The organism is Streptomyces humi, assembly GCF_001005085.2.
In the GTDB taxonomy this organism is placed as follows: Bacteria; Actinomycetota; Actinomycetes; order Streptomycetales; family Streptomycetaceae; genus Streptomyces; species Streptomyces humi.
In genome coordinates this window covers 16,866-38,712 of the sequence record NZ_LBMU02000035.1, presented here as the reverse complement: position 1 = coordinate 38,712, position 21,847 = coordinate 16,866, and the positions used below count along the sequence as shown (strand labels likewise).

Below are 21,847 nucleotides of genomic sequence, written 5' to 3'. Positions count from 1 at the left end.
CCTTTCGGCTGGGCGGCGGCTATCCGCGCCGGCCGGCGATCATGGCGGCCGCGGTCTGTCGGTCGATCTTTCCGTTGACGTTCAGGGGCAGTTCGTCGAAGACGGTCACGTCCCGCGGGACCATGTACTCGGGCACGCGGGAGCGCAGGTCCGACAGGAGCTGTTCAGGCCGGGGGTCGGGGCCCGTGCAGATCGCCTCCAGGTACAGGTCGCCGAGCGGGTCCGGCAGCGCGACCACGATCGCGTCACGCACCCCCGGCCGCTCGCGCAACAGGGCCTCGATCTCGCCCAGTTCGATCCGGTAGCCGCAGACCTTCACCTGCTGGTCCATACGTCCCAGGTGAACCAGCAGGCCGTCCTGCCGGGCGACCCGGTCACCGGTGCGGTACCAGTGGTCGGCGGTGACCGGGGTGTCCCCGGAGTGCGGGACCGAGGTGCCGGTGGCGCCGTCGTGCAGCAGGAACCGGCCCGCGTCGTTCCGCGGGTCCAGGTAACCGGGGAACCGCTGGGGGCCGCGGACCACCAGTTCGCCGTCGTCGGCGGGCCGGCCTTCCGCGTCGAGCACCAAGTGGGCGAGGCCTGGGTACAGTTCGCCGACGGGTACGGTGCCGTTGGCCGGGCGGGGCCACTCGGCCACCTCCCGCGGCAGCCTGAACTCGGCGCAGCTGATGGTGAGTTCGGTGGGACCGTAGAGATTCTCCAGCGTGCTGTGCGGTGCCGCCGCGGCCCACGCCTCGGCCTGCTGCAACGTCAGGGGTTCACCGCAGAACAGACTCCACCGCAGGGCCGGCAGGGACCCCGGGCGCAGCGCCCGCATCCGGCGCGCGAACGACACCAGGGACGGCACCGAGAACCAGTGGGTGAGCTCCGCCTCCGCCGCCCACCGCACCGGCGCCAGCAGGTCGCGCCGGGTGGGCACGACCAGGGTGGCGCCGCTGCCCCAGGCGGCGAACATGTCGAACACCGAGAGGTCGAAGGTGAGATCGAAGGTCTGGGACAGCCGGCTCCCCGGCCCCAGCTCGTAGCGCGGTACGACGTGTGAGAGGTACGCGCTGACATTGGAGTGCCGGATGGGCACGCCCTTGGGGGTGCCCGTCGAACCGGAGGTGAAGAGCACGTAGGCGATGCTGTCGGGACCGGCCGGGCCGGGCGCGGGGACGCCGTCGCCGTCGCCGTCCGCCGCCGTCGGGGTGAGCGTCAGGGGCACGACCGGGACCGGCAGGTCGACGGCCGTCGACGCACTGTCGGTCGGCTCGGCGAGGACGAGGTCGAGGTCGCCGGCGGCCACGATCGCGGCGTTCCGGGCGGCCGGGAACGCAGGGTTGAGCGGGACCACCGTGCTGCCCAGGAGCTGCACCGCGAGATAGCCGGCGTAGGCCGGGACACTGCGCTCGGCCAGCAGCCCCACCCGCCGCGGCACCCCGCCGGCCGCGGCGAGCAGCCGCGCGGCCGTGCGCCCGGCCGCGTCGTGGAGCTCCCGGTAGGTCAGGCGGTCCGCCCCGACCTCCAGGGCCACCCGGTCGGGGAACTCCGCGACGGAGGCGGCGAACCACTCGTACAGAGTCTGTTTCACGGTCATCCTTCACTGGGGGCGACGGGGCTCGACTTCTCGGTGGCGCGGATCAGGTCGGTGAACGCCTCCTCGACCAGACCGGTCCGCGGCCGGCCGCGCGCCGCGGACATGGCCGCGATGCGCAGGATCTTCGGGATCTCCTGCCAGGCCGCGGTCTCGGCGGCGGCCGTCTCCGGATCCAGCAGGCCGTCGGAGACCAGGACCGCGTTGCGGTGCGCGTAATGGCGTGCGGCGGCCCACATGTCGTCCGTGTGGCGGGCGGCCGCCGCCGGATCCGCGACCAGCGCCGCGAGGATGTGGGACAGCACCGGCACCGGCTCGAACAGCCACCGGCCGTCGTCCGGCGCGTCGTCCGGCCGCCGCCGCGCGGCCGCGTGGCCGGGCTCGGTGCGCACGAGCCAGCGGTAGTGGTCCATGGGCGGTACGGGGACGGCGTCGCCGAGGACCAGGCGGTCCCGGTGGAGCACCTCGGGGCCGTACCCCTCGACCGGTGTCAGGGCCCGCGCGAGGTCCGCGTCGTCCAGCAGGCCCGCGAACGGCCGCTGTTCGCCGTGCGGGGTGAGCGCGGCGAAGGGGTCGGCGACCTGCCAGCCGTCGTCGCGCCGGCCGTGGACCAGGATCCAGTGCGGGGCCGCGGCCCGGCCGTACCCCGGCGCCCACGCGAGATGCTCCGTGTTCGCGACGGCCAGTACCCGGCCCCGGGCAGCCAGTTCGGCGAGCAGCCCCTCGCGGGCCGCCGCCCAGTCGGCGGCGCCCCGGTAGGCCAGCTCCCGGCCGTCCGCGTCGATGTCGACGCGGGTGTGGTGGGAGAACGCCAGACCGTGCGCGGGCAGGTCGGTGCGCACCGCCAGCCGGGTCGCCGTGGCGAAACGGTGGGGGACGGCGGGGTCCTCGGCTGCCAGATAACCGACCAGGCCGGTCGTGTAGCAGCTCAACTGGGGCGGTTTCGCCAGGGTGTCAGGCACGTCGGCACTCCAGGTCGGCGGGCGGGGCGTCGGTCCGGACCCGGCTGTCGGGGTCCTCACGGGCGGTGAAGGCGCAGCTGAGCGGGATCGGAGAGGTGTCGCGCAGACTGGCCCACCGGTACCGGCCCCAGCGGCCGTACCGGCGGCCGGGCGGCACGGCGATCGCCCAGGGGCGGCCGGCGAGACCGGTGCCGGCCGCCTTCACGCACGACTCCTGGACGGTCCACACCCAGGCGAGTTCGCGGGCCCGTTCCGGTGCCGGCAGCCGCTCCAGTGGTGCGGCGTGCTCCCGCAGCAGGCGCCGGAGCATGCCGTCGGACGGTCCGTCGGGCGGGAGTTGTACGTCGACGCCGACCCGGCGGCCGGGTGCCAGGGCGGCGGCGCTGAGGCCGCCGTCGTGGGAGATGCTCACGCCGACGTCCGGATGACCGACCAGTCCGGGGCGCCCCCACGCGTCGGGGCGGACCGCGCTGTCCGCGAGGTCCGGGCGCACCTCGCGGATGAGCCGGCGCAGGGTGGCCCGGCCCGCCAGGAACTCCGCGGCCCGCCAGGGCGGAAACCCCGCGGCCTGGTCGAGATCGTCTTGGTGCGGCTCCAACGAGTCGGCCGCGTGGCGGAGTTGCATCGGGTCGGCTGTGTGGTGGGATCGCAGCGGGTCGGCCGCGTGGCGGAGTTGCATCGCGTCGGCTGTGTGGTGGGATCGCATCGGGTCGGCTGTGTGGTGGAGTTGCATCGGGTCGGCCGCGTGGCGGAGTTGCATCGGGTCGGCTGTGTGGTGGAGTTGCAGCGGGTCGGCCGCGAGGTGGAGTGCCACCGGGTCGGCCGGCTGGTGGGCCGCCTGGTGGAGTTCCGCCGGGTTCGCCGCCGGGTGCAGGTCCGCCGGGTTCGCCGTCGTCGGGTCACGGCGGCACAGGACCCACACGCCGTCCGCGACCTCGTACCGTCCGTCGGGCTTCCCGGTCGCCGGCGGTGGGTTCGTCGGCCGTGCGGCCGGTTCCGGCGGGGTCATGCGCGCAGCTCCGTCAGGAGCTGGTCGGACAGGTCGGCCACGCCGGCCAGCATCAGCTCGGTGACACCCCCGCCGATCCCGAGGACGCCGGCCTCCGCGCGGATCCGCTGGGCACCGCCCTCGGCGAAGCCGTCCGCTCCCTGCAACTGGGCGCAGCGGGCGAGCACGGTGTCGACGGTCAGTCCGACCGCGGACTTCAGCACGGCACCGGCGGACAGGTTCTGCCCCCGGACGGCCGTCTCCGCGAGGCTCTCGCACAGCGCGCGCAGTTGGGCGACGCGTACCAGGCACTCCGCGAAGCCCTGCCGGACGGCGGCGTTGTGCCACAGCGGCACCCCCTCGACGGTCCGCCGGAGAAGGCGGTCGCGGGTGTCCGCGAGCACCCGGCCGGTGAGCGCGACGGCCCACTGCGCCCCGGCGAGCCGCTCGGTGCTCATGTGCCGGGCGAACACCGCCATGCCCCGGCCGTGCCGCCCGACCAGGTGGCCGGCGGGCAGCCGCACCGAGTCGAACCCGACGTGCCCGGTCGCCGAGTTCGTGAGCAGGTCGGTCGCCGCGGCGCGCACGCGCACGCCCGCCGCCGCGGCCGGCACCAGGACCCAGCTGAAGTCGGTGAAGTGCCGGCCCGGCCGGTGCCGGGCCAGGACCAGCAGGTACTCGGCGGTGCAGGCGTTGGTCACCCAGCGCTTGCCGCCGTGGACCACCAGCTCGTCCCCCTCGACCCGCACCTCGGTGCCGAGCCCGCTGAGATCGGAGCCCGCGGCCGCCTCGTCGGTGGCGGCCAGCGCCACCTGCGCGGTTCCGGCCAACACCAGCTCACGGGCGGCCGCGACCGGCGAAGGCGCGGCTGACGAAAGCGGCGACGGCGACGGAGCGGTCGGTGAAGCCGCGGCTGACGAAGGCGACGACGGCGACGGAGCGGTCGGTGAAGGCGTGGCCGGGGCGGGGCTGCCGGAGCCGAGGACCGGTAGTGCGCTGGCCGCCTGCACCAGCACGCTGAGCGTCGCCCCGTTGTCCCCGCGGGCGTCGACGGCCGCCAGCAGCGCCCCCAGCCGGGCCGGGTCCGCGACCGGACCCAGGGCGTTGCCGCCGTCGTACAACGCGCGCAGGGCGCCGGCCGCGCCGAGCGCCCGCCACACGGCGGTCGCCGGAGCGCCGGGCCGGACGTCCGCCAGCGCTTGCGAGACCAGCGAGCGGTAGCCGGCCGGCGACGTCTCCGGGGGAGCGGATGCCAGGTCAGACAAACCGCACCTCGGGGTCGAGAAGGGCGAGCTTGCCGTCGGCCAGGTGCAGGCGGTCGTTGCTGTAGTTCAGGGACGCCGACCGCAGGTCCCGCAGCGCGTGTTCGAGACGGGTCGGGGAGCCCTTGAGGTAGCCGTGCCGCATCCCGACCGCCTCGATGAGGCCGTCCACGGCCGCGTAGCACTCCTCGGCGGCCGTGATCTTGAGCGCGTTCAGCTGGAGCTGGATCCTCGGCAGGCTCAGGTCGGCGCTCCGGCTGACGGTCCGCTCCGTCCGCGTGAGCAGGGCGTGCACCGTGTCCAGGCGCCTGCGGGCCTCGGACAGCCTGGTCAGCAGCAGCTCGGAGCCGAGGTCGACCCGGCCGCGGTTCTCCGGCGAGCGCAGCATCCGCAGCACCCGCGAGAGCGCGCCCGCGGCGGTGCCCAGCCAGGACGCCGACCAGCCCAGGTGCGCGAGCGGGCCGAACACCGAGGTGACGACGGACCGGAAGCCGCCCTGCGCGCCGACCACGTGGTGCTCCGGCACGCTGCCGCGCAGCCGCAGCGCGACGCTGTGGCTGGCCCGCATCCCGAGCGGCTGCCAGTCACCGGTCTGCTCCACGGAGAGCTGGTCGCGGTGCGCGTAGACGAGCGACACCTGGCTCGGCGACGTGGCGTCCGGCGCGAGCATGGTGACCAGGAAGCCGTCGGCGTGCGCGCCGCCGGTGACGATGGGCGCGAACCGGTCCACGGCCAGTTCGTCGCCGGTCGCGTCGAGGGCCGCCCCGGCGGTGAGCAGGTGGCCGCCCTTGCCGGCCTCGGTGGTGACCGACGCGAGGTAGCTCTTGCCACCCGCGACCTGGGGCAGCAGCTCGGCGCGCAGCCGCTCCGTGCCGTGGCTCACCACCGCCGCGACCTGCTGGCAGTGCATGGCGAAGATCATCGCCACGGACATGTCGGTACGGCCGAGCGTCGTGCACGCCTCGACCAGGTCCCGGACGCCGCCGCCGAGCCCGCCGTATCCGGCCGGCACCAGCAGGCCCAACAGCCCGGTGCGGCGCATCTCGTCCAGCGCCTCGACGGGGAAGACGGCGTCACGGTCGGTCCGGTCCAGGTGCGCGGCGGACACGGCGGCGACCCGGTCGGTCAGCTCGGCCAGCCGGCCCGGCGCCGGCGGATCCGCGACGGCCGCGGATCCGGCTGCGATCGCGTTCATGTGCGCTCCTTGCTTCGGCGGGCGTGGCGGGTCATCGGAGGTTCGCCGTCCGGTCCGCTTCCGAGGCCGTCAGGTCTGCGTCCGAGGCCGTCAGGTCTGCGTCCGGGACCGTCAGGTCCGTGTCCGAGGCCGCGCTGATGACGTTCCAGAGGCTGCCCGCGGTGGCGAAGGTGGCGTCGTTCATGTCCTCGTCGGGCAGTACCACGGCGAAGGTGTCCTCGATGGCGAAGAGCAGTTCGATGGCCTGCATCGAGTCCAGACCGTGCTCCCGGAGCGAGGTCTCGGGGGTGATCTCCTGGTCGCCGAGGAACTTGAGGAAAGGGGTGAGCAGGTCGACGAAGCGGGGGTCCATCAGTTCACTCCAGAGGTGGGATCGGACGCTGCGGGAACAGGGGCACGGGTCAGTGACACCCGGGTCGTCACCGGGGCGGTGCCGGGCCGGTCGCTGTCGACCACGGCCTCCACGGGCAGCGGGTGGCCGAGGAAACCGATCAGGCTGGCGTGCAGCCCGTAGGCGCCGACGTTGGGCACGGCGACCAGATCGCCCGGGCGGAGAGCGGGCAGCTTCGCACCGCGGGCCCAGGTGTCGAGCGGGGTGCACAGCGGCCCCACCACGATGGCGTCCAGCTCGGGGGCCGGGTCGGGACCGGCGGCGGCGCGCACCACGTGCGGCGCGAGCACCGGCAGCCGGCGCAGGCCGGACATCCCGCCGAGATGGTGGATGCCGGAGGCGAGCACGACGACGTCCCGGCCCTGCGAGCGTTTCACGTCCAGGACGGGGGTCATCAGCGTGCCGGCGGTGCCGACGAGGTAGCGGCCCGACTCGAACACCACCTCAGGACCGCCGTCCCGCCAACCGGGTAGCTCCGCGTCGAAGAGCTCCCGCAGCCGGGGGCGGAGCGCGGTGAGGTCGACGGCCTCGCCCTCCTTGGCGAACGGCGCGCCGAACCCGCCGCCCAGGTCCAGGACGCGCACCCGCACGCCGTGTTCGGCGAGCAGCCCGGTCAGCCGCCGGGCGGTGTCCAGGGAGCGCCGGAACTGCCCGTACAGGGAGTCGACGTCGGTCAGGTTGGTGCCCATGTACAGGTGCAGGCCCACGACTTCGGCCCTGGGCCGGTTCGCGAACCGTTCCGGCTCGGCCGTCACCCAGCCCGTGTCCGCGCCGAACTGCGAGGCGACACCGGTCATGACCAGACCCTGGCCGGGTACCGGCTGGTCGTCGTTGACCCGCAGCAGACAGCGGGCCGTCACGTCGCACGCCGCCGCGATCCGGTCCAACTGCTCGATCGCGTAAGGCGAGTCGACGGAGAACAGCCGCACACCGCGGACGAGGGCGTCCCGGACCTCGGCGTCGCTCTTGCCCGGCCCCGTGTACAGCGCGTCGGCGGGATCCCAGCCCGCGCCGAGCGCGGCGTCCAGTTCACCGGACGAGCAGACCTCCGGCCGCGCGCCGGCCGCGCGCAGCGTGCTCAGCAGCGCCGGGTGCGGGTTCGCCTTAAGCGAGTAGAGGAGGCCGGTCCGCTCCGGCAGGGCGGCGCGCAGCAGTGCGTGGTTGCGGCGCACCTCCGCGACGTCGTAGACGTACGCGGGTGTCGGGACGCCCTCCAGAGCGGTCAGCGGAACCGGCAGCACACCGGTGCGGTCCTCAGCCACGGACCCGGTCCCCGTGGTTCGCCAGCGCGGCCAGCGCCTTGCGGTCGACCTTGCCGTTGCCGGTGAGCGGTAGCTCCGGCAGCACCAGACAGACCCGGGGGATCTTGTACTCCTCGATGACCTGACGCATCCCCTGGAGCACGTCCGCCGCGCTCAGCCCGTCGGTGCCGGTGACGAACAGGCGGGTGGGCGAGGATCCGTCGGGGGCCAGTACGGCCGCCGAACTGACGGCGGGCAGCCGACGGGCCGCCGCCTCCACCTCGATGGCGCTGACCCGGAAGCCGTTCTCCTTGTAGACGTCGTCGCGCCGGCCCTCGACGTACAGATAGCCGTCCTCGTCGAGCCGTCCGTAGTCGCCGGTCCGCAGCTCGGGGAACAGCCCCTCGGCCTTCGGGTAGCGCTGCGCGTCGAGTTCGGGGCGCCGCCAGTAACCGGACATGACGTTCGGACCGCGGACCACGATCTCCCCGACCTCGCCGGCCGGCAGGCGTCCGCCCCGCGCGTCGACGACGTAGACCTCGGTGCCGGGCAGCGCCGGCCCGCTGGAACCCGGCCTGACCAGGTCCCCGTCGGCGGGCATGATGGTGGCCCGCTTGCACTCGGTGAGCCCGAACATCAGGTGTACGGCCAGACCGGGGACGTGGGCGCGCAGCGTGGCCAGGATGTCCGGCGGCATCGCGGCACCGGTGTTGGTCAGCATCCGCAGGGACAGACCGCGGTCGCCGGCGCGCCGCAGCAGCCGTGCCAGGGTGTCGGCGACCGCGGGGACCGCGGGGAGCACGGTGGCCCGCGAGCGAAGCAGGTTCGTCAGCAGCGGCGGCCCCACCTCAGCGGGCCGGCCCAGCCAGACGTGGGCTCCGCTGCATGCGCCCAGGAAGAGCTGGTAGAGGCCGTAGTCGAAGGAGAGTGGGAGCGGGCTGTAGACCACGTCGTCCGGACGGTAGCCCAGCACCTGCTGGATCGCGCGCGCCGCGAAGAGCATCTGCTGGTGGGTGCTGACCACGGCCTTCGGCAGCGAGGTCGTGCCGGAGGTGTAGATCAGGCAGACCGGGTCCACGGCGAGCGGCCCGGCGGGCAGCGGCGCGGCGGGTTCCGGTCCGGCGGGCAGCGGCGCGGCGGGTCCCTGTCCGGCGGGTTCCGGTCCGGTCCCGTCCTCGGTGCCGAAGGCGCGTGCCGTCACGGCCGCCAGGTCCTCGGCCACCACGCCCCGCTCTGCCGCCGTCGTCCGGTTCGGCTCGAAGTCGCTGACGAGGAGCGAGGGTTCGCTGTCGCCGAGCACGTGCTCCAGCTGCTCGCCCCGTACCTGCTCGTGCAACAGCGAGAAGGGCACGCCGAGGCGCGAGGCGGCGTACACCAGGACCGGCACCGTGACGGACACCTGGGCGCCGACCAGCAGCCGCTGCCCGCGCCGCAGGCCCAGCCCGGCCAGCCAGTGCGCGACGCGCCGGCTCGCGGCGGCCAGTTCCAGGTAGGTGACGGTGCGGTCGGGGCCGGTCACGGCGGGCCGGTCCGGCCAGCGCGCGGCCGCCTCGTCCAGCAGTTCGTGCAGCAGCGCGGCAGGGGGCTGAGTAGTCATCAGGCCTCTTCGAGGTGGGCGAGCGCAGGCCCGGCGTTCAGAGACCGCCGCACGATTGCGCAGATGGCGTCGATGTCATGCAGGTTCTCGGGCACCAGGTCCTCGGCGTCGAACTCGAAGTGCAGCTCGTCCTCCAGCCGTTCGACGATCTCCACGATCCGGAACGAGCTGAACCGCGGCACCTCGCTGAGGAGCCGCCCGGCCAGGAGCGGTTCGACCCCGGTGCCGAGCACCGCCGCGGCCACCCCGGCGACCGTGCCGCGCAGCTCGGCGTCCGCCCCGGCGTCCCGGCCCGTGCCGTCCGCGGCGGCCGGGACGTCGCCGAACACCACGCTGTCCGCGTGCAGTTGCTCCCGGAGCCGGAGCAGCGGCGCCGGGGGTTCCGCCCGGCCGCGCTCCACCCGGCGCGCGGCCAGGTAGGTCTGCTCGGTGAGGGAGTCCCAGGCGCGCAGATGGGCGTCGACGGAACTGTCCGGCGGGGGGCCGAACTCCGCGCGGAACGCGCCGTGCAGCTTGCGGGAGCGGGCGAGGAACCAGGTCTCCAAGGTGAGCCGGTCCAGGGCCGCGGACCGGTCCGGGTGCCGCGCGTAGGCGTCGACGTACGCGTCCACGGCCTCCGGGCCGGCCAGCGAGACGGCCGCCGCGGCCGCACCGAGGGGCGCGGGCGCGAGCTCGGCGACCAGGTCGGGACCGGCCACGGCGGGTCCGGGCACGGCGGGACCGGGCACGGCGGGGCCGACCAAGGAAGGACCGGGCACGGTGGGGCCGACCAAGGAAGGACCGGGCACGGTGGGGCCGACCAAGGAAGGACCGGGCACGGTGGGGCCGACCAAGGAAGGACCGGGCACGGTGGGGCCGGACACGGCGGCGCCGAACTCGTCGGCCGGCAGCGTCCACAGCCCGGGACGGGCGCTGCCCCACCGGGTCTCGTTGTGATACCCGTCCACGACGCGCACCCCGCCCACGCCGTCGGCCTCGGCGAGGAAGCTGTGCGCCATGTGGCGCTGCCGGAAGTAGGGCACCCACGGCAGGTGGTAGGCGTCCGAGACGACGTAGCACCCCCCGTCCAGGGGGATGCCGGGCGTCGCCGGGGTCCGGTGCAGCGCGCGCACCGCGATGCCCAGGGCGCTCCGCGCGTCGGCGAGGTGCTGCTCGACGGTCCGTGCCACCGTCGGCAGCCCGTCGTCGCCCGCCTCGGGAGCGAAGCGCAGCGTCGCGCCGAGCCGCAGATGGGTGCCCGCGCCGTGCCACTCGTCGGCGAGCACCGCGAGATTCACCTGGAGGCAGTCGAAGAGTTCGTACGCAATGGTGGGCGGCGGAGTCCGCATCATGCCGCGGCTCCCCGTGTCCCGGGAGCGGTGGCCGGAATGCGGACCGGGGAAATGCCGAGATGTTCTCCCGGGGTTTCCGATGTCTCGTAGAGCGCCATCGTCCCGTCCCTCGTGGATTGGTTTCTGGCTCGGCACAGGAAGTTATCGGGGCGACGTGATGTCGCCGCTATTCGCATGCCATGCGTGCGGCATGCAGGGACGGCGCCTGTTTTTCGGCAGGTCACGGCCGTCTGATTCGTTGCGCAGGGGTTCATGGTGAACGCATGGCGCACAAATGGCGGCGATATCAGTCGCCTTGGATAGCTTCCTCGCCGAGCCATAAACCAATTCACGAGGGAGGGGCCGGCGGTGCGCTACGAGGCATCAAGCTCAGGCAATGCTGACCTTCGCGGGAACGGCGGAGCCGGTAACTCTGATGCGAACGACCACTCCGGCATCGGTTCCGATGCCGCCGAAGCCGGCGACCTCGACATCGCGGTGATCGGCATGGCGGGCTCCTTCCCCGGGGCGCCCGACCTGGACCGGTTCTGGTCGGTCGTCCGCGCGGGGCAGCGGACCGTGCGGACGGTCCCGGCTCCCGAGTCCGGCGGCGGTGCCCGGGGCGCGGCGAGTGACGCCCCGGCCGCCGTACGGGCCGGGGGAGTCCTGGACGGCGCCGAGCTGTTCGACGCGGCGTTCTTCGGCTACAGCCCCCGCGAGGCCGAACTGCTCGACCCCCAGCAGCGGGTCTTCCTGGAGTGCGCGTGGACCGCCCTGGAGGGGGCCGGTTACGGCTCGGCGGCCGGACGGCCGGTCACCGGCGTCTACGCCGGGGCCAGCCTGAGCACCTACCTGATCCGCCACCTGCTGCCCAACCCGGGCCTCGCCGAGCTGCGCGAGGAGCAGATGCTCGGCAACATCACCGACACCCTCGCCACCCGCGCCGCCTACCACCTCGACCTCTCGGGCCCGGCGGTGTCCGTGCAGAGCGCCTGCTCGACCTCCCTCGTCGCGATCCACCTCGCCTGCCAGGCCCTGCTCGCCGGCGACTGCGAGGTCGCGGTGGCCGGCGGCGCCTCCGTCCGGTTGCCCCAACTGTCCCTGCACGACGGCCGCGAGAACGGCATCCTCTCCCCGGACGGCGGCTGCCTGCCCTTCGACGCCCGGAGCGCGGGCACCGTGAGCGGCAACGGCGTCGGTGCCGTGGTGCTCAAGCCGCTGGCCGCCGCGCTCGCCGCCGGCGACCGGGTGCACGCCGTGGTCAAGGCCACCGCGGTCAACAACGACGGCCGCCGCAAGGTCGGGTTCACCGCGCCCAGCGTCCAGGGCCAGTCCGCCGTGCTGCGCACCGCCCGTGACCTCGCCGGGGTCGACCCGGCCGACATCGGCTACCTGGAGGCGCACGGCACCGCCACACCGCTGGGCGACCCGATCGAGTTCGCGGCGCTCGCCGAGGCGTTCGCGGGCCGTGACCCCGAGACCGACGGGCGGTGCGCCCTCGGCTCGGTCAAGGCCCTGATCGGGCACCTGGACGCGGCCGCCGGGGTCACCGGGTTCCTCAAGGTCGTACTGGCACTGGAACACGGCGTCGTGCCGCCGAGCCCGTACTTCGGCGAGCCGAACCCCGGCATCGACCTGGCGGGCAGCCCGTTCGAGGTGCCCACCGCCGAACGGCCCTGGCAGCGGCCCCGCGGCGGGCGGCGGCTGGGAGCGGTGAGCAGCTTCGGCATGGGCGGCACCAACGCGCACGTCATCCTCCAGGAGGCGCCCGACCCGGCCCCCGCCGGACCGCCGCGGCGCGAGCGCCACCTGCTGGTGCTCTCGGCCCGCACCCCGGCCGCGCTGGACACGGCCCGGGAGCGGCTGCGGGCGCACCTCGGCCCGGAGCCGGGGCCCGCCGCGCTCGCCGACACCGCGGCCACCCTGCAACTCGGCCGCACCGCGTTCCCGCACCGCGTGGCCGTGGTCGCCGACTCCGCGGCGGACGCGGTGGCCGCACTCGCCGCCGGCTCCCCGGCGGCCCTGACCGGTCACGCCGGAACCGGCCGCCGCGACCTCGTGTTCATGTTCTCCGGGCAGGGCGCCCAGCACGTCGGCATGGGAGCCGCGCTGTACCGTACCGAGCCCGCCTACCGCGAGGCCTTCGACGCCTGCGCGGACCTGCTCGTCCCGATCCTCGGCCGGGACCTGCGCGACCTCGTGCTCGGCGACGCGGCGGCCGCCGGGCGACCGGTCGCCGGGCAGGAGCCGGAGACCGCCGAACCGCTGCGCCGGACCGAGTTCGCGCAGCCCGCCCTCTTCGCGGTCGAGTACGCCCTCGCGAGGCTCTGGGAGTCCTGGGGCATCCGGCCCACGGCGATGATCGGCCACAGTGTCGGCGAGTACGCGGCCGCCTGCCTGGCCGGCACGATGCCCCTGCCGGACGCCCTGCGGCTGGTCGCGCTGCGCGGGCGCCTGATGCAGGCGCTGCCGCCGGGCCGCATGCTGTCGGTGGGGCTGCCGGTCGAGGAGGCCGAGCGGTTCGCCGTGGGTGACGTGGCCGTCGCCGCGTCCAACGCCCCGTCGCTCAGCGTGCTTTCCGGGCCCGCCGAGGCGCTGGACGACATCCAGCGGACGCTGGCCGCGCGGGGCGTCGCGGTCCGGCCGCTGCACACCTCGCACGCCTTCCACTCGCCGGCGATGGACCCCGTCCTGGACGAGTTCCGCGCCCTCGCCGCCACCGTGCCGCTGGCCGCGCCGGCGGTGCCGTTCGTCTCCAACCTGACCGGCACCTGGATCACCGACGAGGAGGCCACCTCGCCGGACTACTGGGTACGACACCTGCGCCGGCGGGTCCGCTTCCACGAGGGCCTGGGGACGCTCGCCGAGAGCGGGCCGCTGGTGCTGGTCGAGGTCGGTCCTGGCACCGCCCTGGCCACCCTCGCGCGGCAGCACCCCGAGCTGTCCGGGAACCTCGTGGTCGGCACGCTGCCCGCGCCCGGCCGGCCGGTCCCCGCTGACCGGACCGCGACCGAGGCGCTGGCCCGGCTGTGGCTCGCCGGCATCGAACCGGACTGGACCGGTTACTGGCGCCACGACCCGCGCGGCCGCGCGGAGTTGCCGACCTACCCGTTCGAACGAGAACGCTATTGGATCGACCCGCCGACGGCCGGGACACACCTCGGCCTGCTCCCCACCGAGACCCCACTCCTGACCGGAACGGACGGGGGCGCCGCGGGTCGGGGTGCCGTTGGGGCGGGTGCTGCGGGGCTCGGTGCCGCCGAGACGGACGGGGGCGCTGCGAGGCTCGGTGGCTCCGGGGCGGGTGCTGTGGGGCCGGGTGCCGCTGGGGCGGGTGCTGCCGGGGCGGGCACTCCGGCGGCGGATGCCGCGGGATCGGGTGTCACGGACTCGGGCGTCACGGACTCGGGCGTCACGGACTCGGGTGCCGCGGGGGCGAGTCCTGTGGGAGTGGGCGTCGTGGCGTCGAGGGCGGGGGGCGCCGGCGCTGCGGGCGGGGGTGGGGGAGGGCATGACGGGTCGGGGCTGGCCGCTTATCCGCGGCGGCTGGCGACGCCGTTCGTCGGGCCCCGGGACGAACGGGAGGAAGCCGTCGCGGAGGTCTGGAGCGATCTGCTCGGCATCGCCGAGATCGGCGTCCACGACGACTTCTTCGAACTCGGCGGCCACTCCCTGCTGGCCACCCGCGTCGTGGCCCGGCTGCTCGACGTCCTCGGCGTCGAACTCCCGCTCAGCGCCCTGATGGAGGCGCCGACCGTGGCCGCGCTGTGCGAGTACGCCGACGACGAGCTCATGCGTGCCTACCTCGACGACTCGGGCGGGTCACAGCCCGCCGCCGATCCACTGTCCGACCCCCGGAAAGAGGGCGTCCGATGACCGAGACCATCCGCGAGAGCGCCCCCGGGATGCCGGCCGACGAGCGCGCCGAACTCCTCGCCCGGCTGCGCGCCGAGAAGCGTGCCGCCGCCGCTGCCGGCCGGCTGCGCCCCCGTGACCCGGGCCTGGAGCTGATCCCGCTCAGCCCGGCCCAGGAACGCCTGTACTTCCAGGACCTGCTGGATCCGGGCAACCCGGCCCTCAACATCACCGTGTCCATCCGGGTCCGCGGTGCCCTGGACCGCGGTGCCGTGGAGCGCGCGCTGGCCGTGGTCGTGGCCCGCCACGAAGCCCTGCGCACCGCGTTCGTCGCCGGCCCCGAGGGCCCCCGTCAGCGCGTGGTCCCCGCCGGACCGGTCACCGTACCGCTCGGCACCGTCCCCGCGGACACGGACGTCAACACGGACGTCAACGCGGACGCGGACGCAGACGTGGACGTCAACGCGGACGCGGACCTGCACGCGGACGCGGACGCCGTGGCCGACGGCCGGCAGGGGGTGTCGGACCTCGACGCCGCCCTGCTCCGGCACGCGCGCACCAGGCTCGACCTGGTCACCGGACGGCTCCTGGACGCCGCCCTGTTCCCGGTCGGCGACGACGAGCACCTGCTCCAGATCGTCGTCCACCACATCGCCTTCGACGGCTGGTCCACCTCCGTCCTCGTGGCGGAACTGGTCGAGGCCTACCGCGCCGACACCGCGGGGCGCCGCCCGAAGCTGGAGGAACTGCCGGTCCAGTACCCGGACTTCTCCCTGTGGGCGCGGGAGCGCTCGGCGGGCGACCGCTACGAGCGCCGCCTCGCCGCGGTCCGCGACCGCCTCACCGGCGCCCCGTTCGTCCTGGACCTGCCCGCCGACAGACCCCGGCCGCCGCTCCAGACCCACCACGGCGCCCTGACCCCCCTCGTCCTGGACTCCGAGACCAGCGAGCGCCTGGCCGCCCTGGCCCGCGCCGAGGGCACCACCCCGTTCGTCGCGCTGCTCGGTGTCCTGTCGATCCTGCTCGCCCGGGCCTCGGACGACACCGAGGTGGTCGTCGGGTCGGCGGTGGCCGGGCGCACGCGTCCCGAACTGGAGCCGATGATCGGCTGCTTCGCCGACATCCTCGTGCTGCGCATGGCCCCGGCGGCCTCGGCCACCTACCGCGACCTGCTGCGCGCGGCGCACGAGGAGGCCGGCCGGGCCTACGGTGACCAGGAGGTCCCGTACGCCAAGGTGGTCGAGGCCCTGGCGCCGCCCCGCGACCCGTCCCGCAACCCGCTGTTCCAGGTCATGTTCGGCTTCCACGAGGTCGTCCCGGCCCGCTTCGACGACGCGGTACCGGAGTTCACCGTCGAGACCCGCGACAACGGCGTCACCGACTTCGACCTGTTCCTGAACATGGAACGCCGCGCGGACGGCTGCTTCGAAGGCGAACTGCGCTACAACACCGACCTGTTCACCGCCGCCGCCGTCGCCGACCTCACCGCCCGCTTCGCCGACGTGGCGCGCGCCGTCGCCGCCGCCCCCGACACGCCCTGGGAGCGGCTCGCCCCGGCCCGCGCCGGCCTGGTCGCGCTGGCGGCCTCGTTCCCGGTCGAGCCGGTGCTGCCGGTGGCGCGCGCCTGGGCCAGGCACGCGGGTCTCGGGCTGCGCTTCGAGACCCCGTCCGAGCCCGGTCCGGTGGCGGCGGAACTGCGCGCGCTGACCGGCGTGTTCGGCAGGAACCCCGGCGCGGCCCACGTGGTGCTGCTGCGCTGGGAGGACCTGGCCGCGTTCGGCGCCGTACCGGACCGCCGTGACCCGGAGGCGGTCGGCGCGGCCCTGGACCGCGGCCTCGTGGAGTTCCGCGACGCGCTGTCCGCCTACCGCGCCTGGTCCGAGGACCCGCTGACGATCGTGGTCTGCCCGCCCTCGGCGGCCTGGTCCCGCTGGCAGGGCACCGAGGTCTTCGACGTACCGGCCCGCCGCCTCAAAGAGGCCTGCCTGCGCTGGCCGGACGTCCGGATCCGCACCGCGGAGGCCGTGGCACCACAGCATTCCGAGAGCACCGAGAGCACCGAAAGCACCGGGAGCGCCGGGAGCGCCGGGAGCGCCGGGGGCGACGGCTTCGACGAGGACCAGGACGACACGGACTTCCTCGACGCGCTGGACCTCGTGCCGTACGCCGGTGACGACTTCCACGCCCTGCTCGGTGCCTCCGTGGTACGCGGGCTGCTGCCGCTGACCGTCCGGGACGAGGACGGCCGCGCGGCCGAGCTCGTCCCGGTCTGGCCGTCGCGGCTGGCCGCCGGTGCCGCCGGACCCGTGGACGGTGCGGACGCGGCCGGCACCGCCGACGGCGGACCCGCCGCCGGAACCGGAGCAGCGGACCCGGCCGGGTTCCGGGAGCCGGTGACCGACACCGAGCGCCGCCTGGCCGCGATCTGGCAGGAGGCGCTCAAGGCCGACCGGGTCGGCCTGGACGACAGCTTCTTCGCCCTCGGCGGCCACTCCTTCCTCGCCGTCGAACTGCTGACCCGCATCAAGGCCGAGTTCGGCCGCTCGGTGGAGCCGTTCGAGCTCTTCCGCGGCCCGACCCTCGGACACCTCGCCCACCTGGTCGACGCCGCGGCACCCGGCGGCCGCGAGGACGGCCCGGTGCCCGTCTCCCGCGACCAGCCGCTCGCACCGTCCTCCACCCAGCGCCGGCTGTGGACCATGGCCCAGGTGCACGGCGCCGGCCTGCTGCACAACAGCGCCTTCCCGCTGCGCCTCGACGGCGACCTCGACGAGGCCGCGCTCCGCACGGCGGTCGCGGCCCTGCTCGACCGCCACGAATCACTGCGTACGACGATCACCGAGGACGGCGACGGCGTGCCGGTGCTGCGCATCGTGCCCGACGCGACGAGCTGGGACAGCGAGGCCTTCCCGGCGACCACGGCCGTCCCCGAAGGCCCGGACCGGTCCGCCGAGATCGAGCGCCTGATGCGCGCCGCCGCCGAGGAGACCTTCGAACTCGACCGCGGCCCGCTGGCCAGGTTCCGGCTGTTCGCGGCCGGACCGCGCACCCACTACCTGTCGATGGCCATGCACCACGCGGTCACCGACAACCGGTCCTGGGCCGTCATCGTGCGCGACCTGGCCGAGCTCTACCGTGCCGCGGTCGCCGGCCGCACCCCCGAACTCCCGGAACTGCCGGTGCAGTTCGCCGACTACGCGCACTGGCAGCAGGACTGGCTCCACGGACCGGGCGGACGGGAGCACGAGGAACGCTGGCGGGAGATCATGCGGGACGTCCCGGCGGTCTCCTCGCTGCCGACCGACTTCCCGCGCTCCGGGGAGACCGGTTCGGACAGCGGGGTGGTCACCCGGCGCGTCGACACCGGGCTGGCCGCGCGGCTGCGGGCCACCGGGCGCCGGATGGAGGTGCCGCTGTTCAGCGTCGTCCTGACCGCGTTCCACCTGCTGGCCGCCCGCGCCGGCGGACGGGACGAGTTCGTCGTCGGCACCCTCAACGGCAACCGTGAGCACCCCGGACTGGCCGACGTCGTCGGCGACTTCGCCGACCTGGTGCCGATCCGGCTGACCGGGGCCGGCGACCTCACCGTCGCCGGCCGGGTCGCCGCCACCCACCAGGCGATCCTCGACGCCCGCGCCGTCCAGCGGCTGCCGTTCGAGAACATCGTCTCGGCGGTCCGTGCCGTGCGCGTCCCCGGCCGACAGCCGCTGTTCCAGACGCTGTTCAACTTCGTCGACGGCGACGACGGCCTGCCCGACCTCGACGGGCTGAGCCTGACGCAGCTGAACTGGCTGCGCTCCGGCACGGAGTTCGAGCTGCTGTTCAGCCTCGACGCCGAGGGCGACGAGTTCCTGATCACCCTCGACTACCAGACCGGTCTCTACTCGCCCGCCGGGGCCGAGGCGCTGCTGGACGCCTTCGCCGCCATGCTGGAGGCGGTGGCCGGTGACGCCGAGGCCCGCAGCGGGGACGCCGGCTTCCCCGCGGACTGCCGGATCCCGGCGATCGCGCCCGGCACCGGACCCGACACCGGGCCCGACCCCGCGGAAGCGGTGCCCTCGCTCGCCGTGGCGGCCAGTTTCACCGCCGAGGCGGCCGGCCCTGCGCTCGGGTTCTGGTTCGACCTGTTCGGCCGGCCGGCCAGGGTCGCCTTCGCGCCCTACGCGCAGGTCGTGCAGCAACTCCTCGACCCGGACGCCGCCTTCGGCACGGCCGGGGCCCGCGTCAACGCGGTGCTGCTCCGGTGGGAGGACTGGGTCCGCCACCTCGGCCACGACCCGCGTGCGCTCGCCGCCACCGACGGGCCGGCCCGCTTCGACGCCGTCGTCCGCGACCTGGAGACCGCCTTCGGCGACCTGCACGCCGCCCTGCTCAGCCACCGCGCCTGGTCCCGGACCCCGCTGCTGATCGCCGTCTGCCCGGCCTCGCCCGGCTGGTCCGCGGAACCGTGGGCCACCGTGGGACGCGGACTGACCGCCCGGCTGACGCGGCTGGCCGCGACCCTGCCCGACGTACGGGTCCTCGACGTCGGTCCGCTCGCCGACCGGTACCCGGTGGACCGGCGCGACGACGAACACGCCGACCGCCTCGCGCACATGCCGTACACGCCGGAGTTCACGACGGTCCTGGCCACGGTGCTGGCCCGCGCCGTCCTGAGCGACGGACCGCGCCCCACCCTGTTCCTGGACCCCGGCCGGCTGCTGGGCCTCGGCGACGGTGCCGGGACCGGCGACGCCGACTCCGCCGCGCTCGCCGCGCGTGCCCTGCGGCGGGCGGTGGCCCAGGGCCGCTCGCTGGTCTTCGCCGCCGGACCGGCCACCCGCCAGGAACTCGGCGCCCGCCCGGACCTCCTGCCCGACCCGGACACCGCCACCTGGCTCACCGCTCCCACCCCGGGAACCGCGGCGGCCGCATCCACGCCGACGGACGCCTCCGAGGCCGGATCCGGACCCGTCGGAGGCCCCGAGGCCGGATCCGTGGCTGTCGGGGGCCCCGAGGCCGGATCCGTGGCTGTCGGGGGCCCCGAGGCCGGATCCGTGGCTGTCGGGGACCTTGGAGGCGGATCGGTGCCGACCGGTCACCCCCAGGGCGGATCCCCCGGTGCCGGTGGTCCGGAAGCCGCCTTCGTGGCCGCGGTCGAGGCCGGTGTCGTCGAGCCGGACGGCTGTGTCGTGCTGGACCCGGACGCCGAGCTGTGCGGGCGGCTGAGCGAACGGTTCCCGGGGGTGCTCGCCGTCGCGGTGCCGGGGCGGGCGGCCGGCGCGCGCCAGGTGCTGGACCACCTGTGGGCGCTCGACCAGCCGCTCTTCCCCGGGGAGTACGACGCCGGCAACGCCCCCGGCACCGCGGCGACCGGCCGGCGCGTCCTGGCCGAACTGTCGGACGCGGCCGGGATCCAGGCGGCCGTCGACCGGGCCCGCTGGCGGGTGTACCGGGGCGAGTACGTCGAGCCGCGCACCGAGCGTGAACGCCGGCTGGCCGAGATCCTGGCCCGGCTGCTCGGTATCGACCGCGTCGGGCTCTCCGACAGCTTCCTGGCCCTCGGCGGCGACTCGATGACCGCGATCCAGGTCGTCTCCCAGGCCGCCCGGCACGGCATCAGCCTCTCGCCGCGGGCCGTCCTGGAGGCGGCGTCGGTCGCCGACCTGGCCGAGGCCGACGCGGCTCCGGTCGTCGTCGCCGACCAGAGTCCGGTCGTCGGCCCGGTGGCCCTGGCCCCGGCGCAACGGTGGTTCTTCGCCAACCCGCTCGGATCCGGCGGCGACCCCAACTACTACAACCACCCCTACTACCTCACCCTGCGGCCGGACGTCACCGCGGACCACCTGGAGAGCGCGCTGCGCGTCCTCGTGGACCACCACGACGCCCTCCGGCTGCGGTTCGCCCGGGACGCGGACGGCGAGTGGCACCAGTGGTCGGAACCCACCGGCGTGACGGTGCCGTTCGAGCGCGTCGACCTGACCCCGACACCGCCCGCGGAGCGCGCCGCCCGGGCCGAGGCCCTGGCCATCGGGTTGCAGAGCGGCCTCGACCTGGCGGCCGGCCCGACGATGCGCGCGCTGCACCTGCACACCGACGGCGAGCAGGACCGGCTGCTGATCATCTGCCATCACCTGATCGTGGACGGCATGTCCCGGGGCCTCCTGCTGGAGGACCTGACCACCCTCACCGAACAGGCCGTCACCGGGGCGCCGCTGAGCCTGCCGCCGAAGACCACGTCGTTCCGCGACTGGACCGAGCGGGTCGGCGAGTACGCGGCCGGCGAGGAGATCCTCACCGAGGTGCCGTTCTGGCTGGAACAGGTCGCCCCCACCCCGGAAGGCGTCCGCGCACCGGTCGTACCGGTCGACCACGAGGGCGGCTCGCGGGAGATGGCCTACATGGAGACCGCCGAGGTGCGGGTCAGCGCCGAGGAGACGGCCGCGGTGCAACGGCGCACCGTCGGCTGGCGGGCCAGCCTGTCCGACGCGGTCTTCGCCGCCTCGGCCGCGGTGCTGTCCGAGTGGACCGGCAGCGACTCCTGCCGGTTCGCGGTGGCCGGCCACGGCCGGCCCCACCGGTTCCCGGACCTCGACCTGGTCCGGACCGTGGGCTGGTTCCAGATCTACTTCCCGATCCGCATCGACGTCACCGGTGCCGAGGGCGGCTCGCTGGTGCGGTCACTGCACCGCCAGCTCGCGGTCGTCCCCGACTCCGGGTTCGGCTACGCGGTCCTGGCCGGCCAGCACGCCGACCCCGCGCTGCGCGCCGGTCTGACGGGCGGTGAACAGCCGCTGTTCAGCTTCAACTACATGGGCGAGTCCGGGTTCGAGCAGACCTCCGCGCACACGTCCCTGTTCGGGCACTGCCCCGACTCGTACGGCCCCTGCCAGGACGGCGCCTGCACCTGGCCCTACCTGTTCGACCTGATGCCGGCCATCGTCGACGGCGCGCTGGTGCTTCAGATCTACTACCGGCGCAGCATCCACGACGCCGCGACCGTCATGGCGCTCGCCGAGCGCATCGCCGACCGGTTCCGCGCGCTGGCCGCGGCCGAGGACTGACCCCGCCCGTCCGGCGCCCGCGCCCGTGCTTCCCGTCCCGTACGTCCGATTCCTGCGAAAGGCGGATCCGACCATGTTCCCCCGCTCCACATCCCCCCGTGCCGTCACCGCGCCGGCGCCGCGCACCCGGCGGGCGGTCCGCTGATGGGCACCGCCGAGCAGACGGCCGCCGTGCCGCCGACCGACGAACTGTCCGGCCTGATCGCCGAGGTCCTGGGGGTGCCGGAGGCCGCACTGACCGAGGACTCCGGGCCCGGCGTCCACGAGTCCTGGACGAGCCTGAAACACGTCGAGGTCGTGGTCGTGCTGGAGGAGCACTACGGAGTCGCCCTCAGCAGCCGGGAGATCAAGAGCCTCACCAGCATCGCCGCCGTGCGCAAGCTCCTCGCGGCCAAGGGGGCGGACTCGTGACCGCCGCCGGCCGCCG

Annotated in this window: 12 protein-coding genes; 3 read left to right on the top strand and 9 right to left on the bottom strand. The window is 74.8% G+C overall.

Going from position 1 to position 21,847, the window contains the following annotated elements:
• Positions 1-19 precede the first annotated feature (19 nt).
• From AAW13_RS15770 to AAW13_RS15730, 9 genes are read right to left on the bottom strand one after another with little or no spacing between them, the layout of a single operon-like run.
• A complete protein-coding gene (locus tag AAW13_RS15770; protein ID WP_046728617.1) occupies positions 20-1,579 on the bottom strand; it encodes an amino acid adenylation domain-containing protein in 1,560 nt (519 codons plus the stop codon).
• The gene (locus AAW13_RS15765) at positions 1,576-2,538 is read right to left on the bottom strand and encodes a hypothetical protein (protein WP_107483336.1); all 963 of its coding nucleotides are present in this window, start codon (positions 2,536-2,538) and stop codon (positions 1,576-1,578) included. Before AAW13_RS15765 ends, AAW13_RS15770 begins: the two co-directional genes overlap by 4 nt.
• Positions 2,531-3,547: a 4'-phosphopantetheinyl transferase superfamily protein gene (locus AAW13_RS46770; RefSeq protein ID WP_063777050.1), complete on the bottom strand. Its 1,017-nt coding sequence runs from the start codon at positions 3,545-3,547 to the stop codon at positions 2,531-2,533. The genes AAW13_RS15765 and AAW13_RS46770 overlap by 8 nt, the downstream gene beginning before the upstream one ends.
• On the bottom strand, positions 3,544-4,791 hold the full coding sequence (locus AAW13_RS15755) for an acyl-CoA dehydrogenase family protein (RefSeq protein ID WP_206306229.1): 1,248 nt from the start codon (positions 4,789-4,791) through the stop codon (positions 3,544-3,546). The genes AAW13_RS46770 and AAW13_RS15755 overlap by 4 nt, the downstream gene beginning before the upstream one ends.
• Complete coding sequence (locus AAW13_RS15750) at positions 4,784-5,983, bottom strand: acyl-CoA dehydrogenase family protein (RefSeq protein ID WP_046728618.1); 1,200 nt, start codon at positions 5,981-5,983, stop codon at positions 4,784-4,786. Before AAW13_RS15750 ends, AAW13_RS15755 begins: the two co-directional genes overlap by 8 nt.
• A gap of 31 nt (positions 5,984-6,014) precedes the next feature.
• Complete coding sequence (locus AAW13_RS44175; protein ID WP_079178824.1) at positions 6,015-6,335, bottom strand: acyl carrier protein; 321 nt, start codon at positions 6,333-6,335, stop codon at positions 6,015-6,017.
• Positions 6,335-7,636 (bottom strand): type III PLP-dependent enzyme domain-containing protein, encoded by a 1,302-nt coding sequence (locus AAW13_RS15740; RefSeq protein WP_206306228.1) that lies wholly within the window; start codon positions 7,634-7,636, stop codon positions 6,335-6,337. The genes AAW13_RS44175 and AAW13_RS15740 overlap by 1 nt, the downstream gene beginning before the upstream one ends.
• Positions 7,629-9,212, bottom strand: a complete 1,584-nt coding sequence (locus AAW13_RS15735; RefSeq protein WP_046728619.1) for a class I adenylate-forming enzyme family protein — start codon at positions 9,210-9,212, stop codon at positions 7,629-7,631. The genes AAW13_RS15740 and AAW13_RS15735 overlap by 8 nt, the downstream gene beginning before the upstream one ends.
• On the bottom strand, positions 9,212-10,543 hold the full coding sequence (locus tag AAW13_RS15730; RefSeq protein WP_046728620.1) for a hypothetical protein: 1,332 nt from the start codon (positions 10,541-10,543) through the stop codon (positions 9,212-9,214). Before AAW13_RS15730 ends, AAW13_RS15735 begins: the two co-directional genes overlap by 1 nt.
• A 348-nt stretch (positions 10,544-10,891) precedes the next feature.
• On the opposite strand from AAW13_RS15730, the gene AAW13_RS15725 reads away from it, so the two are divergent.
• From AAW13_RS15725 to AAW13_RS15715, 3 genes are all read left to right on the top strand, one after another.
• Positions 10,892-14,398 carry a type I polyketide synthase gene (locus tag AAW13_RS15725; RefSeq protein ID WP_338059048.1) on the top strand — a complete coding sequence of 1,169 codons (3,507 nt, stop codon included), beginning with the start codon at positions 10,892-10,894 and terminating at the stop codon, positions 14,396-14,398.
• Positions 14,395-21,420: a condensation domain-containing protein gene (locus AAW13_RS15720; RefSeq protein ID WP_046728621.1), complete on the top strand. Its 7,026-nt coding sequence runs from the start codon at positions 14,395-14,397 to the stop codon at positions 21,418-21,420. The genes AAW13_RS15725 and AAW13_RS15720 overlap by 4 nt, the downstream gene beginning before the upstream one ends.
• Positions 21,421-21,564: 144 nt before the next feature.
• A complete protein-coding gene (locus tag AAW13_RS15715; protein WP_046728622.1) occupies positions 21,565-21,831 on the top strand; it encodes a phosphopantetheine-binding protein in 267 nt (88 codons plus the stop codon).
• Positions 21,832-21,847 lie beyond the last annotated feature (16 nt).

Coding starts and splice junctions, on each gene's coding strand:
- AAW13_RS15735 (WP_046728619.1), bottom strand. CDS start 9,212: ATGACTACTCAGCCCCCTGCCGCGCTGCTGCACGAACTGCTGGACGAG.
- AAW13_RS15770 (WP_046728617.1), bottom strand. CDS start 1,579: ATGACCGTGAAACAGACTCTGTACGAGTGGTTCGCCGCCTCCGTCGCG.
- AAW13_RS44175 (WP_079178824.1), bottom strand. CDS start 6,335: ATGGACCCCCGCTTCGTCGACCTGCTCACCCCTTTCCTCAAGTTCCTC.
- AAW13_RS15750 (WP_046728618.1), bottom strand. CDS start 5,983: ATGAACGCGATCGCAGCCGGATCCGCGGCCGTCGCGGATCCGCCGGCG.
- AAW13_RS15730 (WP_046728620.1), bottom strand. CDS start 10,543: ATGATGCGGACTCCGCCGCCCACCATTGCGTACGAACTCTTCGACTGC.
- AAW13_RS15720 (WP_046728621.1), top strand. CDS start 14,395: ATGACCGAGACCATCCGCGAGAGCGCCCCCGGGATGCCGGCCGACGAG.
- AAW13_RS15715 (WP_046728622.1), top strand. CDS start 21,565: ATGGGCACCGCCGAGCAGACGGCCGCCGTGCCGCCGACCGACGAACTG.
- AAW13_RS46770 (WP_063777050.1), bottom strand. CDS start 3,547: ATGACCCCGCCGGAACCGGCCGCACGGCCGACGAACCCACCGCCGGCG.